Raw genomic sequence first — 15,734 nt, forward strand, 5'->3', positions numbered from 1 at the left:
GGGGGTTGCTAGTCGGTGTTGGGCCTGGTCAGCGGCGTCGTGGGGAGGTGACCAGGCCCCATGAGGCGAGCAGGGGGCGTAGGGCGTCGACGGCGCGGTCGGGGCTGGGGGCGTCGGTGACTCCGGCGATCTCCCAGCTGCGTTCGTGGGGGACGAACAACGCCTCGTCGATCAGCGCCGCGACCCGCGGACCAGCCGCACCCGCGACACCGGCCGGCCACTTGCGGGCGCCGTTGACCACCAGCTGGAAGACCGGGGTGGCCACGCCGCACTGCACCCACGGCTCCAAGCGGGCGAGGAGCTGCTCGGCCTGACGCAGCGAGGGCCTCGTCGCACGCACAACGAGGATCGGGCGCTGCGACGGCAGGCCCCGCCGCAGCCAGCCCCCGGCGCCGTAGATCGGGGTGGCCGCCGCGCGCCAGCCACCGTGCCCGAGGTCGACCACCGTGGTGTGCAGCGGATCCGGTGCCGGATCGGGCAGCCAGTCCGGGGGGATCGGCACCATCCCCGGGGTGATCGCCGGGAGCGGGGTCTCCAGGCGGGCCACCAGGGCGTCGTCGCGCCAGCTGTAGCGCACCGACACATGCTCGTTGACCGGCCGCAGCCAGGGACCTTCCTGCGAGGACGCACAGGCCAGTCCGGAGCGGGCGGGGTCGTCGGCGTCGACGAGCAGCGCGCACCGCTGATCGGCCTGCAGCGCGTCGGTGATCGCGGCCGCTACGCAGGAGGCGCCGGCCCCGGCGGATCCGGCGAGTACCGGCACAAGGGCGCCGAACGCTGCCCAGGACACCGGGCGGGTGTCGGGGAACTCGAGCCGAGCCCGTTCCTGTGTCGTCTCGGCCGCAGCGCCGAGCTCCGCTGCCGTGTCAGCAGAGTCGGGGCCGTGCCCGCCCGCGGCGGCCGCGGAGGTGGCATCGACGATGGCCTCGTTGTCGACCGATCCCAGATGAGGGGCGTGCGAGCGTGCCGCGGCGCCGAGCCGGTGGTTGAGTTCGAACGGCGTGCGCGGCGTGCGGGGCGGTCCGGCACGGTCCTGCTGTTCGGCGGTGGTCATCGGCTGCCTCCTCGTGGGGCGATCTGGGCAGTTCTCGCGTCTGGTGTGGCGGGAGTGGGTGGGGTGGTGATCTGGGAGGCGGAGTCGGCGGCGTCGTAGACCCCGCGCGCGACCGGCCCGAACCGGGGCGAGACGAGGGCGGTGTCATCTCCGCCGGAGACGACACCGACGACTTGTCCGCGACCGGTCGCGGCGTCGGGTCCGGTCAGCCAGGGGCCGCCGGAGGCGCCTTCGGTCATGTCGCACTCCAGGGCCAGGACCTCGCCCGGTGTCGGGGCGGTGGCGCGGGCGAACGGCTCGATAGCGGCGTTGCCGGTGCAGCCGCGCAGCGACTGTCCGTCGTAGGAGCCCAGCGAGGGGTAGCCGAGTGCGGCGACCTGCACGGTGTCGGGGGTCGACCATCGGATGCCCTGCGCACCCAGGGTCTGCTCGGGCAGCACTCCGTCGCGGGGGAGTAGGGAGACGAAGGCGAAGTCGGTGTCGGCGGCGACGTCCTCGATCGGGGAGTTGGTGTCCTGCCAGGCCGGGGGGACGTAGGCGGTGTCGACGGCCCAGCGGCCGTGGGGTTCCTCGCCGGCGGCGTAGCCGGGGATGAACGTCGCGCCGTCGACGCGCCAGCCGCCGTCGAGCCACACACAGTGCGCTGCGGTCGCGAGGAGCCGGCGGGATTTGGAGGCGACGACGGTGGCTGAGCACTGGTGGCGGCCGCCGTCGACGACGAGCACCCCGACCGAGGAGGCGGAGAGGCCGCCGACGATCGGTCCGGCCTGCCCTCGCACCGGGGGCGGGTCCTGGAGCGGGGACCTCGGGTCGGCCGACCCCCACGGCACGACCGACCCGAGCCCCACCACCCGACCCCCTTGCGGGGCGCCGGAGGACCACAGCACGGCGGCCAGGGCCACGGACATCACCGCGGCCACTGACACCGTGCTCCACCTGGACATACGCATCGGAAATCAGGCCAGGCCCAGCTTCTTGGTGCAGGCCGGCCACGCACCCCAGCCCTGCTCGGCCTGCACCTTCTCCGCGACCGCGATCTGCTCCTCACGGCTGGCCTCGTGCGCGTTGCCTTGCCCGCCGTAGGCCTGCCACGTAGCGGGCGAGAACTGCAGGCCACCTTTTATCTGGACACCTGACTTCTGACCGCGGTGTCTCTGCAGGTCAGAGACTTGTGGTTTGTGATCTAGTGCCGGGCCATGCGAGTAGCGAAGTGCGTTCCAGAACGAGTAGGCGAACCGGCTTTGGCTGTGGTCGACGACGTGGGCTCGCCGGTGCCGGAGGTGTCGGCGTTCCTGCGGTCGCTGGCGGTGCGGGAGTACTCGCCGAACACGGTGCGGGCCTATGCCTACGACCTGTTGAAGCTGCTGATGTTCCTCGACGGTCGAGGGTGCCCGCTGGCCGACTTCTCGCCGGTGCTGGCCACAGATTTTCTGGCCTGGCTTCGCCAGCAGTCCTCGGCTGGCCGTGCACAGCGCAGCCAGCTGGGGTTGGTGACCGCGCAGGGACGGCGTCTGTCCGCGCGGACGTGCAACCGCACGTTGGCAGCGGTGTCGTCGTTCTATGAGTTCCTGATCAGCTGCGGTGGCTATATCGGTGTAAGTAATCCGATCTTGCGCGAGGCCGACCACGTCTCGGCCCAAGTCTTGGGGCGGCACCGGGCGCCGCTGGTGACCAGCGCCGATCAACGGCCTATCCGCCGCACGCTGCGAGTCCGGACGGTCGACACGCTTCCGCGCCCGGTACCGGACGAGACGTTCACCGCGCTGCTCGGACAGCTGACCAAGCTGCGTGACCGGGCGCTGGTCGAGCTGATGCGAGAGGGCGGTTTCCGCCCCGGTGAGGTGCTCGGCTTGCATCTGGACGACGTCTCCTACGGTCGCAAGCGGGTCACCATCCGTCACCGCGGCGATCACCCCGCAGGGGCGCGGCAGAAGAGCCGCCGCGACCGGGTGGTGGATCTGCTCGAGGACCGGGCGTTGCCGGTGCTGAACCGCTATCTGCTGCTCGAACGCCCACCGGACGTCGAGTCCTCGGTGGTGTTCCTGGTCGGCGGCCGCGGCCAGCGCCGGGGCGAGGCGTTGAGCTACGACGGGCTGGTGCGGATGTTCCAGCGCGCCGCAGTCCGGGCCGAACTGCGGGAGAGCTGGCTGACTCCACACAGCCTGCGTCACACCCACGCCACACGGATGTTCGAACTTGGGATGGGCGAACTGACGTTGATGCGCCGGCTCGGGCACGCGAGCCCGGACTCGACAAGGGTCTACACCCGCGTCACTGACCACCAGGTCCGAGACGAGTACCGCGCGGCGCTCGAGATCGGCGTGGAGCTGGGAGACCGCCGGTGAGCGGGTCGGGGCCGAGCGGCGCTGCTGATCCGGGCGGCTCATCGCGCCGGCCCCGTGATTTCTCGGAACCGTGGCACGCCTCGGCGCAGGAGTACGAGCGGTTCGTCCGGGACGGGCTGCGGGCCTCGAGGAACTGGGGCCCGGCATTGCGCGATGCGCGCACGGAGTTCGTCGCGCACTACCCGAGCCTGGCCCGCTGGATGCGCCGACCGATCGCTGAACGCCTGGGGCCGACCGGCAACATCCCCCGCCGAGCGCACGGCGCGCTGGTGGACCCGGCGGCGGCGCGGGCCAGCCTGAACGCGCGGCCCTACCTGATCTATCTGAGCCTGACCGGGCGGCTTCCGCTGGACTGGACCTGGCTGTTCGGGGTCAAGGTCCTGCGGATCCTTCCGATCGCCGACGGGCTCGGGTTGGCGCTGCGCGCCCAGATGGCCGAGCTGCTGGACCGGGCAGTCGCGCTCGGTGCAAAGAAGAGCGGAGTGCACTGGCAGCATTCCTGGGCCATCCCCCGGCTGCTGCTCCACCGCGCTGACCCGGACCTGCACACCCTGACCGCAGCCGACATCGACGAGCTGCGAGACAGCATCCGCCACATCCACTCGCTGCCTGAGAACGATCAGATCGATATGCCGACCGACCAGCGCTCCGGGTTCCCGATGAACTGGATGACTCACGCCACCCAGACCGGGGTCCTGCTGTTCCACACCGGGGTCATCGAGACCCTGCCACTGCGCAAACACCCCCGACGCCGCCGCGCGCTGAGCACCGTCCCCGGGGTCGGCGCGGTGATGGACCGCTATGTCGATGAGCTCGCGGTCACCCGCCGCCCCGGCACCGTCGCCCAGGCCCGCTCGGCGCTGTTGCGCCTGGCCGCCTGGCACATCGAGACCCGGCCGGAGGAAACCAGCTTGGCCGGGCTGGATCGTCCGGCGCTGCTGGGGTTCCTGGCTTGGCTGCCGCACCAGCGCAAGTGGAAACACCCCGACCAGCCACTCTCGGCCATCTATCGCCAGCACGTGATCAGACACGTCGTCGCGTTCTTCCGACACGCCGCCAACCACGGCTGGGACGCCATGCCTGCACGGGCCCCGCTGACCACCGCTGACGTCCCGCGCAACATCGACCGGGTCCCGCGATTCATCCCGGCCGAGCAGCTCGAACCGCTGATGGACGGCATCCGCGAGCTGGATTGCCAGCTGCAGCGCTGCGCGCTGCTGCTCGCCCGCTGGAGCGGCGCTCGCAGCGGTGAGATCCACAAGCTCGATCTGGATTGCCTCGACACCTACCCCGACGGGACCCATCGGCTCCGGTTGGCCGCCGGCAAGTCCGGCAAGGAACGAGTAGCGCCGATCCACCCTGAAGCCGCCGACGCGCTCCGCGCACTGATCGCGCAGCGTCGCGCCCAGACCGACCGGTCGCTGTTCGACCCGGACCTCGGCCGCGAGATCCGCTACCTGTTCCTGCGCAACGGACGCCTGGCCAGCCCGGACTACCTGTTCAAACGCGGCCTGGAACGGGTCTGCGAACAGCTCGGGTTCGTCGACGACAAGGGCCGGGCCCTGATCCACCCACACCGGTTCCGGCACACCATCGGCACCCAGCTCGGCGAACGCGGCGCGAAGATCCAGACCATCATGAAGGTCCTCGGGCACAGCTCGGCCGGCATGTCGATGACCTACACCAGCCTGTCCGACCCGGTCGTGCTCGCCGACTACCAGGCCGTCCTCACTCCCGGCGCGGTGCTGGCCGGCCCGCAGGCCGAGGCCATCCGCAGCGGCGAACTCACCGACGAGGCGGTGAACTGGCTGTCGACGAACTTCTACAAGACCGAACTCGAACTCGGCCGCTGCCTGCGCCTGCCCCAAGAGGGCCCCTGCGAATGCGACCTCTACCTGACCTGCTCGAAGTTCCTCACCACACCCGACTACGCACCCCGACTGCACGCCCGCCTCGACGTCGAACAGCAACTCATCGACGACGCCCGGACCCGCGGCTGGGACCGCGAAGTCGAACGACACCAACGGATCGCTGCCAAGCTCCGCGCCCTCCTCGACGAGCTCGGCCAGCCCCCGACACCGCACATCTGACCGCCCAGCCGAATCCGCGCGCCCGGGCGTCACGACGAACCCTCCAGACCGAGCCACGACATCATCCGCGCGCCCCAACTCCTCCCACTCGCAGGGCAGTGATCTGCATCACCCTGTAGTGGATCTGTTCGGATAACACCCTGGTATCCGTTGCCAGAATCGATCGTCCAGTCGCCACCGGACTCGCTTATCTGGAGTAGCGCGGTGGGTGCGACCGCCCCAGCGCGAGTAGGTCGATTTAGCTGTCCGATGGGGGTGAAACTGCGGCCGCGACTCGGGCGTGTGGTGATCATCGAACTGTCTCCTTCGAGGGCGTCGATCGGCCGGGTGCTGGCTCCGAGGCCGAGGTCGGTGTGGGCATTCCGAGATCGGTGACCGCCGCTCGGTGAGTGCGGGCGGAGCGATCGAGGGCGGCGAGTTTTGCCTGTCCGGCGCGCAGGGTGTGTTCGAGGCCCTCGAGTTCGCCGAGCCAGCCGTGGACGCGGGCTTCGTCGATGCGGTCGGTGAGATTGGCAAGGATCGTGACCAGTCGCTGGCGGGCGCGGGGGTCGACGCGCTGCATCGGACAGCGCAGGCAGGCGTGCTCGTGCGAGCACGGGGTTCCGTAGGGCCGCGCGCAGCTGCCCAGTTCAAGAGCCCGGCGCTCGAAGTGCTGCTCGAACTCGGCCCACTCAGCCGGGGTGGGTTCGCGATACTCGGCGCTGGGGCGCACCGCGCGCCGCCGGTCGAGGTAGGTGCGGTAGGTGCGAATCAACTCCTCGTCGAACACCGCTAGGTAGGACTGGGTGGTGTTGAGGCTGTGATGGCCGAGCAGCCGGGCAGCGATGTGGACGGGCAGCCCCGTTGTGACGGCCTCGGTGGCGAACATGCGCCGAAAGTCGTGTGGGGTGAACCGCAGCGGCTCTCCGTCGCGACCGCGCAGTCCAGCCGCGTCGACGGTGCCTTGCAGCAGACGGTGCACCATGTCGCGGGTCAGCGCCCGCTGTCGAGTGGGGCCCGCGCGCCGCTGGAATAGGTGCGGCAGGACCGGCCCGTAGACCCGCTCGTGATGGTCCCAGCGCGACACGACCGGTATGCGGCCATCGTTGTCGGCGCGCAGCCTGCTCACGATGCTGGCCAGCACGCTGGCCAGTTCCGGGCTGACCAGCAATAGCCGTTCTTCGTCGATTTTGGACGGCAGGACCTGCAGGAGCGGCACCACCTCGCCGGTAGGGGGGAGCCGATAGGACGACAACGCCAGTTCGGTCAGCTCGAGTAGTTCCTCGACCCGTAGCCCGGTGTGGCGCAATGTTTCGATCACCGCCCAGGCCCAGAACGTCTTATCCTCACGCCGGACTACGTCGATCCGCTCGCCAGGCTCGTCCCGGTCCTCGTCTCGGCCTTCTGTTGCAGGACCGGGCAGGGGTTGGACAGTCACGGAAGACTGCTCGCAGGATCGGCCGCCGCGCTCGGTATGACTGCGCCGCGCGACCCGGCGATAGCGGGGCGCTGTCCCCGGTATGGCACTCGCGCCGTCCTGCTCGGTGGAATCGCTGGCTGGCTCGGGGGTGGACACGCTGAACTCGGCGCCGATCTCCGTGCATTGGGCCGCGGTGAGGACCGCGGCCCAGTGTGCGTGGGAGTTCTGCGCGGTCTCGGCCAGTGTCAGTAGGTGCGGGAGCCGATCGCGGACGCGCTGGTGCATCCGCGCGGTCAGTGCAGCTCGTTGTTTTTGCGGCCGAATGTTGGCGGTGTCGCGACGCGGAATCGGACAAGGCACTACCCATGGCGCCCAGCTGGGGTCTTCGATCGCCCACTCGGCCAGGTCGAGGTAGAACGCACGGACGGTGATCAAGACCTGTTGCACTCCGAGAGCAGCGCGTTTGCCACCCCGCTTGTGCTCACCGAGCCGTCGCTTCCAGGCCGACACCATGTCCGGTGACAGGCGAAGTGAGTCCAGTCCCGGGTGGTGGGCCTCCAGATCGACCCAGAACAGCGAAACCAGCTGGTTCGACCGGTTCAGCATCGTGCTGTGGTCGCTGCGCTGTTCCAATTCGCTCAAGTAGCGCACCAGCAGATCCCGGATCGAGCGGTTCTGGATCCGGTAGCGGTCCACCAGTTCAGCCGGGCTGCGTTGGCCGAGCCGGGCGCGTTCCCACGGCTCCGGGCGGGGCCCGGACAGCTCGGTGACGGTAGCGAGCAGGTCCCAGGCCACGAACGTGCCGCGCAGATCGCGGCCGCGGTGGGTGTAGGACCAGATGCGGAACTCGGCGAAGTCTTCCGCAGTGATCTGCTCCAGTTCCCGGCCGGTGTGCAGAACCAGCTTGGTCAAGATCACCACGGCCTCGGCAGGTATCCGGCCCTCGAGCCTGCGGGCCTGCACGGTCTCCTCGAGCTGGGTGAAAGCTGTCGGGCTCAGACACCGCCGGGCGTCGATGAACAAGTTCATGGCGCGGTAGGCGGCGAGGAAGTCATAGCTGGGCAGCACCACGCGCGCCGACAGCAGACAGCCCAGGCCGCTGGTGAGGTCCGAGCGGTCTCTGACGCCTGGTTTGCGGCGAAGATCCTCGAGCCACCCCACCCCGGTGTCGGCTCCCGAGAGAACCCACCGCTGCTGCCAGCCATCGCCCGGGAATGACTCCAACCACTCCAGGATCCGGCGGGCCCCCCGCAGTCGATGCTGGCGTTCCCCGCCCCCGGCCGGTGGCCAGATCGGCAACCCCGGCAGTAGTGCCAGCACCTGGTCCAGATCAACGTCGTTGACCGGGCCCGAGCGTGACGGGACCTGCATCGCCGCCGATTCCGCTGCGTCGATGCCGCGCGGTGCTCCCGACTGCGGCCCCGCCGGGGAAGCGTTTGGCACCGACGCCGGCATCGACCGGGCCGTCTTCGCCGGGCTCATCGCTGCCCTCCGGCTTGACCCGAGAACGGCCCCAGCAAGATCGCCATATCCTCGGCGGCGTAGTCGGCGGCCCTGGCCGGCGCGACCGGCGCTGGTTCGCCGAGCCTGGCCAAGTGCTCGTGCACCCGGCCTAGGACCACGGATTCGTCGTCACACAAGTACTGCTGCGTCGTGGTCAAGTGGGCGTGCCCGAGCACAGTCTGCACGTCCCGCAACGACAGCCGGTCGTCCCGGATCATCCGGAGGGCACACGTGTGCCGTAGGTCGTGCATCGACCAGTTCGTGCCGAGCACCGCGTTCGCCCGCCGCATGACCGCCCGCCACGCGTCATAGCTCAATGGCTTTCGTCCCCGAACCTCCGAGCCCCCGCTGATCGTTACCGCCGTGATGGGTCCGCTCGGCGGCGTCCCATCGACCGTGGCCCCGTCTACCCCCCTCAAGACTGGGCCACGGTGCCGCCGGCGCAGCGTCTGCCACAGCGGCTCGCCCGGTCCCACCTCGCCGCCGAGTTGCTCGATGTAGAGACGCAACCACACGAATGTCTCGCCCGAGACCGGCAGCCACTGCTGTGCGTTGCTGCCCTTGCGATGGACCCGGACCAGCTGCTCGCCCCAGTCCAGGTCCGCGCCCCGGACCCCAAGCAGCTCTCCGATCCGGGCGCCACTGCTGACCGCCATGGCCACCATTGCCCGGTCCCGGTCCGAGCGCAGCGCCTCGAAAAGCGACTCCCACTGCTCATCGGGCATCGCCCGCGGCCGCGACCGCGGCAGCCGCGGGTTGTAGCGCAGCCGCGGCCGCGGTGTGAACGGGCCCAGCGGATTGTGGTGCGCGCCCGCACGCTGACCGGACCGGTCCCGCTCCCGCGGCACGGGATTCACCAGCGGCCCCCCGCCGCGTTCGTCGATCCAGAACTCGTAGAACGCCCGCAACACCGCATTGCTGTGGCGCACCGTCCGGGCCGCATAGCCATCTCCGGGATATGCCTTGCGCGTCACCGGGTTCACCGTCCCCGCCGTGACCGCGGACTCCCGCCGCCGCGACGCGCCCGGCTTGGTGGCGCGCCGCAGCCACAGCACCAGATCCCGGACCTCCGCCGACGACGCCCGATCCCAACGAACCTCGACTACAGCCAAGAACCGCCACCAGCGCAGCAGGTCATAGGCGTAACTGCGCACCGTGTGCGCCGACATCCCGCGGGCAGCGAGCTCGACCAGGAACTCGTTCACCGGCTCAATCGCGCACCCGTCCGGGCCGCGTACCTCCCAGCCCGGCAGGTGATCAGTCGCAGTCACGCGACCCCACCGGCCCAGCTCCAGGTCCTGCAGCTCCCGTTCCCTCGACATCAGCAGCCTCCGCGCTTTCGTGATCAGAAGCGCTAACGGCTACACCGAGCAACGCCGCCATCTGTGACGACACGCGGGCCCACAACCCGCTAGTCCGGTCAACAGAGCACTCGGCAAGCCGATCCCAGGTGGCGGCGTCGGTCCCACCGGCCGGAGCGACCGCCCTGTCGCCCTGGGCGCCCTCCGGATCACGAGGCTGCTCACCCTCGCCATCCCCGGCAGGTGCCGCGTCGTCCTGAGCCTCGGGCTGCTCACCGCCGCCCTGGTCGGAGGGCTGCTCGCCGCCGGTTTCGGAGCTGTCCTGGTCGGCGTCGTCGGTGCTGCCCGAGTCCGGCTGCCCGCCCGTGCTCTCCGAATCGCCGCCTGCGCTGGAGCTGCCGGTCGACTCCGAGTCGTCGGGGGTGGACGAGCTGCCGGTGCTGTCGGTCGTGTCAGAGCTGTTGGTGGTGCTGGAGTCGCTGCTGCTCGGCGAGTCCTGCTGGTCACCGGCGTCTCTGAGGTCGGCGTCGTTGAGCTTGTCGAGGAGCTGCTCGGCGACCGGGTCGGTGTCGGCGGCCTGTTCGGCCTGCTCGGTGAGCTTCTGCACCGTGGAGTCGATGTTGGCCGCGGGCTGCACGGAACCCGACGACGAACCCGCATCGCTGTTGGCCTGCTCAGCGTCCGAGCCCGCATCGCCACCGGCGGCCGAGCTGTCCGTGCTCGAGCTGCCGGAGCCATCACCGCTGGTGGCGCCACCGCCACGGCTGATCGGGCTCCCCGGCTCAGCACTCGCGCCGGTACCCGACTCGCTGCCTGCACCGGTGCTGTTCTCGCCCGGATCGTCGGCAGCACCGGACGAGGACGAGCCGGAGTCAGATCCCGAGTCCGTGCTCTGGGTGCTCGAAGAGCCGGAGTCGGTGCTGGGCTGCTCGGCCGACGTCGAATCGTCGGAACCCGAGGAACCCGAATCCGAACTGTCGCTGCCGGAGGAGCTGCTGTCGCTGCTCGACGACGAGCTGCTGTCGGACGTGTCGGTGCTGGAGGACCCGGTGTCAGAGCTACCGGAGCCGGTGCCGGAGGTGCGGAGTTCGTCGAGCTTGTCCAGGTCGGCGGAGTCGGCGCCAAGCTTCTCCAGCTGCTCGCGGTCGAGGACCTGCAGGACCGAGCTCTTCAAGTCGCCTGCGCCGGCGTCGGGGGTGGCGCCGAGGGCCTGCATCAGTTCGCCGACCATCTCGATCGCGGCCTGGGCCTTGTCGAGGTCCTCGGCCGACCCGCTCCCGGTGCCGCTCGAGCTCGACGAGTCACCCGAGCCAGACCCGGCATCAGCCGATCCCGAGCTGGAGCTGCTGCTGTCGGCGCTGTCCTTGGACGGGCTGCCGCCGGAGGAGGTCGGCTCGTCGCTGCTGGTGTCGCCGCTGGCGTCGTCACCTGGGTCGGAGCTGTCGCCGCCGTCGGCCCCGGTGTCGTCATCCTCGGTGGGGCTCGACCCGGAGCCGGTGGGCTCCTCGGTGTCGCCGGAGGGTGGTTCGCTGCTGGTGGAGCTGTCGTCTGGCTGTTCGGCGGCTTCGGGCTCGTCCGGCTCGTCGCTGTCCTGCGCCGATGCCGCCGGTGCCGCCGGTGCTGGGGGAACGGCGGCTGGTTCCGGGGCGGGCTGGCGTGGTGCCGGGGCCGCGGCGGGGCTCTGCGCGGCAGGTGCGGCGGTGGCCTCGGCCTGGTCCATGCACGTCTTCGGCAGGGCCGGTTCGGCCTGGCGTTTCGGGTTCGACGCGGCCGGGCGCCCAGATGAGGAGCTCCCCGACGAGCTGTCGGCCGCGGGCGGCGGCGCGACGGCCTCGCCGACCGCTTCTCCGGCGGACTCGACCGCGCCCACCGCGCTGTCGGCGGCGCCGCCGAGGGACTGCCCGATCCCCCCGAGCGGCCCCGGATCCGACGGCGGGGGTTCCTTGGGAAGCAGGTCGGCCGGGGTCGGCCCGAGGCCGGCCTTGGCCAGCCGCGCGGCCACGGCCCTGATCTGGGGGTCGGTGCTGGCGAGGTGGTTGAGCTGATCAGAGGTGTCGACGGCCTTCTGCCGCCACCCGGCGGGCTGGGTGGCGGGGGTGAACCCGAGCCCGGAGATCTCGCGGGCCAGGGCTTGGGCGCCGGGGTCGGTGGAGACGGTGAGGTCGGTGAGCAGGGCGCGGGTCTGGGTGCGGGTCTCGCGGGCCGCGGCGAGCTGGCGGACGGCCTTGCCCTGGTTGCAGGACTCGGCGACCAGCCCGAGCTGCGCGGGCAGCGGGGACAGGGTGAACGCCGTCCCGCCCAGCAGGGCGCCCGCGGTCATGATCGCGACCGCGGAACGGCGCGCGACCGGACCGCGGGAGGACTGCGGGAGATGGTCGGCCCAGGCCGGGCGGGGCTTACGCGAGAAACGCATGGTCAGGTCCTTCGTCGTGTGATCGGGGGCTGTCGCACGAGCCGGTCGCAGCGACCGGACACCGGAAGAAGAGCGGGGCGGGCGCGCGGCTCACTCATCCGAACCGCTGTCCGAACCGCCGCCGCCCGAGTCGCCGGATTCAGAGCCCTCGGAGTCCGACTCCCCGGAACCGTCGGTCGAGACGTCGACCCCGGCCTCGACACCGTCCTGACCGGCCGAGACGTCCGCGCCCGCGCTCACCCCGCCGCTGGTCTCGCCGCTCTCGGCGGCGTACTGGCGGACCCAGTCGACGTGCATCTCCGCGCCGCCGGCGAGGTCGCCGCCGAAGTTGTCGAGCTGGATGGTCAGGTGCATCGGGCCGGGCGGGTTGTGCGAGGGGTCGGTGTCTTCGAACCACGGCTCGCCGTTGACCAGGTAGGTGACCTTGTCCGGGGTCCACTCGACGGCGAAGGCGTTCCACTCGGTGGCATCGACCTGGGTGGTGCCCTCGGTCTGGGAGTTGTCCGCGCCGTAGTGCAGGAACCCGCCGACCTCTTGGCGGGAGGGGTCGGAGATCTCCATGAAGTCGACCTCGCCGCCCTCGGGCCAGTCCTCGGCGGTGGGCCAGAGCAGGAACAAGGTGTGCAAGTCAGAGGCGCCGGGTGGGGACTGGGCGCAGCCTTCCCAGCGGCCGAACTGCTGGCTGTTGGCGGACCAGGCCATGCCGCCGGCGTCGCCGTTCTCCGACCCGGTGATGGTCAGGATTCCGTCGGCGACGCTGATCGCGTCCGGGGTGCGGGTGCCGTTGCCGCCGTGGCCGGGGCCGTCGTACATGTTCCAGTCCCCGGAGACCTCGGTGCCGTCGAAGTCGTCCTCGACCTGCGGTGATCCCCAGCCGAGCTTGTCCGCCGCGGTGGTCGTGCACTTGCTCCCGGAACCACCGGAACCACCGGCACCCGAACCCGCACCGTTGCCTGCACCGCCACCGGAGCCGGACCCGCTGCCCGAGCCTGAGCCGTTCCCGCTCCCCGAACCGGTCCCTGAGCCGTTGCCCGAGCCCGAGCCGGTGTCGTTGCCGGATCCAGTACCGGAACCGGCGTCGCCGGTGTTCGAGCCGCCGTCGTAGCACTCGTCGGGGACGAACCCGGACTGGTCGGCGCCGATGTCGATCAGGTCCTGGCGCAGCTTCTCCGCCTTCGGCGAGGTGTCACCGGACAGCTCGGCGAGCACGTGGACCACGGTGATCCGGAAACCGCAGTCGACCCCGTCCTGCGGTGCAGCGGCCGGGCTCAGCCCGGACGCAGCCAGCGAGGTCGTCAGCGCCAGCGCGGCCCCGACCAGCAGGTTCGAGCTCATCAGCCGCGGAACCCGTGCGCGGCCAGACCGGTGGTGCGGCGGCCCTGGAAGCCCTCGGCGACGGTCGCGGCCAGGTTCAGCGCCGCGTCGCGGGCGGCAGGGGACAGGGCATCGAGGTCGACGATGCCGCCGGTCGACAGGTGCGGGTCGGCGGGCAGCTCGACCACTGCGCGGCAGCGGGCCCGGAAGTGTTCGCGGATGACCGACTCGTCGACGTAGGGCGAGGACCGGTCACACGAGAGCACCACGACCGCGTCCTGGGCGAGCTGGCGGTAGGGGAACCGGCCGTGGGCGTCTTCGTGGGTGGCGAGCCACTGCAGGGTGCGCGAGGCCCGTGAGGCGCCGTCCTGGGTGGGTGCACCGACGATGACCAGGGAGTCGGCGTGACGCAGGCTGCCCTGCATCGCCGAATGCACCACGCCAGTCCCTGAATCAGTTAGCAATGCTTCGTAATATCTGCTTAGCGTGCGCAGGACTGCTTCGTAGTCGTCGGCGGAGAACATCTCCGACAGCTCCGGTTCCTGCTCGCTGGTGAGGACCTGCAGGCGTCCGGCGAGGTGGGTGTAGCCCGAGAGCTGGGTCGACGAGCGGATCTGGTCGAGGTTGTCGAGCAGGTCGCGGACCGTGGTCTTCGAGGCCTGCTCCTCGCCGACCAGGCGGTCGCCGAGAGTCCCCGCATCCGGGTTGGCGTCCATGGCGATGACCCGGTCGCCGCGGTACTCGGCCAGGGCGAGGCCGAGCAGCGCGGTCACGGTGGTCTTACCGACGCCGCCCTTGATGCTGGACACGACCACGCTGTGTGGGCCGGGCAGTGGGGTGCGGATCTTGCCCAGTTGCTCGCGCAGTCGCTCCTCGGCATCCGACAGGCCGGGGTTCCAGCGGCCGCCTGACAGGGCGTAGACCGCGGCTCGCCAGCCCTGCTTCGGCGGGGACTTGCGGACCCGTACCGCGTTGGAGAACACGCCACTCTCGTCGTCCCACGGCGGCCGGAACTCCTGCGGTGCGGCGGCCGCCGCGGGCGCCGGTTCGGTGACCGGCGTGGTGGGTGGCTGCACCGGAGCTGGGGGAGCCGGGGCGCTCGGCGTAGGCGCGGGCGCGCGGGGCTCAGGATCCGGTGCCACCGTCGGCGCGGGCGCAGTGGGGTGCTGGTTGGCCGGCGCGCGGCTCGGGGCGGCGGGTTCGCCATGGCCGGATGAGGGGGAGGGTCCTGCGGCCCAGGCGGTGCTGGTGTCGGTGAGCCAGGACGGCGTCGAGTCGTCGGGCTTGACGTGATTGGTCGACATGAAAGGTGTCCTCTGGTGGGGGTCAGGAGGAGTGGTCGGAGACCAAGTGCGGGTCGACGACCAGGCGGCCGTCATCGGGATCGCGGGTGATCGGCACGGTCATCCGCAGCCAGCTCGCCTCGACCGCGACCCAGCCGGGATCGGACTCCGACGGTGCACACGACGGGCCGATCACCCCGGCCGGGTCGCTCCCGGCCGCCTCGCGGGGTTCCGGGGCCTCGGGCTGCGGGCAGGCGCGCGCGTAGGTCGTCGCGCGGACGACGACCTCGACGAACACCACCGTGTCCGAGACGCGGTGTAGCCGTCCCGGGAGTGGTGAGTCGGCGCGCTGCCTGCCCGCGCCCGACCATCCCCAGGTGCACGCCTGGGGATCGGCGAGCAGAGACCGGAGTACCTCTGCCCGACGGGTGGGGGCGTCCTCGTCGAAGGACTGGAAGTCCGCGGCGAACCGTCCGGCGAACGCCGCCGCCTCGTGATCGGAGATCGGCTCCAACGAAAGGACCGAGCGGGCGAACGACTGTCGGGGCTGGGTGGGTCGGGTAAGCGTGCCCCCAGCGCGGCTTTGACGATCGTTGCGGGAGGAACGGCTGGTCTCAGCGCCAGCGGAGGGGAGTTCAATGTCGAGCCGCACGCGGGGCGAGGCAAGCTCCACCTCTGGTTCGGTCGGCCTGGCTGTACCTGTCCGGTGGGCGGTGTGGAGATTCGCTGCGGGCTGAGATCGCGGCGGACCGCCGATGCGGCTGTCACCGACCTGGCCCCGCTCGCTCTGATTCACGCTGGCGCTGCGTCCAGCCGGGTCCTGGGTCTCTGGCGACTCGGCCAGGTCAGCACCGCGAGGGGTGCGAGATGCGGAGCGGGCGAGGTTGCCGGAGCGGTGACCGCCGGTAGGGCTGTGATCAGGAGTCAGTGTTTGCTCAGCGGGCTTGTGCGATTCGGTGTCTCCACGCCCCGGGGCGCTACGCCAAGCCGGTGCAGCAGCCCGGGGGACGGGGCGGGACCTGATCGGCATCA

Annotated in this window: 10 protein-coding genes and 1 pseudogene; 2 read left to right on the forward strand and 9 right to left on the reverse strand. The window is 70.8% G+C overall.

Features of this window, described 5'->3' with window-relative positions; genetic code table 11:
- Positions 1-28: 28 nt before the first annotated feature.
- The 3 genes and pseudogenes from AD017_RS29750 to AD017_RS36715 all read right to left on the reverse strand — a co-directional run.
- Positions 29-1,054, reverse strand: coding sequence for a hypothetical protein (locus AD017_RS29750; protein WP_060577026.1), 1,026 nt, complete (start codon positions 1,052-1,054; stop codon positions 29-31).
- Positions 1,051-1,833, reverse strand: a complete 783-nt coding sequence (locus AD017_RS29755) for a serine protease (RefSeq protein WP_145986100.1) — start codon at positions 1,831-1,833, stop codon at positions 1,051-1,053. Before AD017_RS29755 ends, AD017_RS29750 begins: the two co-directional genes overlap by 4 nt.
- A gap of 180 nt (positions 1,834-2,013) precedes the next feature.
- Positions 2,014-2,178, reverse strand: a pseudogene (locus tag AD017_RS36715) (transglycosylase family protein); the annotation flags it as partial.
- Between the two features lie 123 nt (positions 2,179-2,301).
- Here AD017_RS36715 and AD017_RS29760 point away from each other — a divergent pair.
- Positions 2,302-3,399, forward strand: a complete 1,098-nt coding sequence (locus tag AD017_RS29760) for a tyrosine-type recombinase/integrase (RefSeq protein ID WP_168172826.1) — start codon at positions 2,302-2,304, stop codon at positions 3,397-3,399.
- A gap of 146 nt (positions 3,400-3,545) precedes the next feature.
- The gene (locus AD017_RS36720; RefSeq protein ID WP_227013334.1) at positions 3,546-5,489 is read left to right on the forward strand and encodes a tyrosine-type recombinase/integrase; all 1,944 of its coding nucleotides are present in this window, start codon (positions 3,546-3,548) and stop codon (positions 5,487-5,489) included.
- A 289-nt stretch (positions 5,490-5,778) separates the two neighbouring features.
- Here AD017_RS36720 and AD017_RS29770 read toward each other — a convergent pair whose 3' ends face one another.
- The 6 genes from AD017_RS29770 to AD017_RS29795 form a co-directional block, all read right to left on the reverse strand.
- Positions 5,779-8,370, reverse strand: coding sequence for a site-specific integrase (locus tag AD017_RS29770; RefSeq protein WP_227012956.1), 2,592 nt, complete (start codon positions 8,368-8,370; stop codon positions 5,779-5,781).
- Complete coding sequence (locus AD017_RS29775) at positions 8,367-9,596, reverse strand: tyrosine-type recombinase/integrase (protein ID WP_227013333.1); 1,230 nt, start codon at positions 9,594-9,596, stop codon at positions 8,367-8,369. Before AD017_RS29775 ends, AD017_RS29770 begins: the two co-directional genes overlap by 4 nt.
- A gap of 52 nt (positions 9,597-9,648) precedes the next feature.
- Positions 9,649-12,105 (reverse strand): hypothetical protein, encoded by a 2,457-nt coding sequence (locus AD017_RS29780; RefSeq protein ID WP_060577029.1) that lies wholly within the window; start codon positions 12,103-12,105, stop codon positions 9,649-9,651.
- A 90-nt stretch (positions 12,106-12,195) separates the two neighbouring features.
- A complete protein-coding gene (locus AD017_RS35600) occupies positions 12,196-13,440 on the reverse strand; it encodes a glycoside hydrolase family 16 protein (protein ID WP_060577030.1) in 1,245 nt (414 codons plus the stop codon).
- A complete protein-coding gene (locus AD017_RS29790; RefSeq protein WP_060577033.1) occupies positions 13,440-14,495 on the reverse strand; it encodes a MinD/ParA family protein in 1,056 nt (351 codons plus the stop codon). The genes AD017_RS35600 and AD017_RS29790 overlap by 1 nt, the downstream gene beginning before the upstream one ends.
- 250 nt (positions 14,496-14,745) lie before the next feature.
- Positions 14,746-15,216, reverse strand: coding sequence for a hypothetical protein (locus tag AD017_RS29795; protein WP_060577035.1), 471 nt, complete (start codon positions 15,214-15,216; stop codon positions 14,746-14,748).
- Positions 15,217-15,734: the final 518 nt, after the last annotated feature.

The sequence above is a fragment of the Pseudonocardia sp. EC080619-01 genome (assembly GCF_001420995.1).
GTDB lineage: Bacteria > Actinomycetota > Actinomycetes > Mycobacteriales > Pseudonocardiaceae > Pseudonocardia.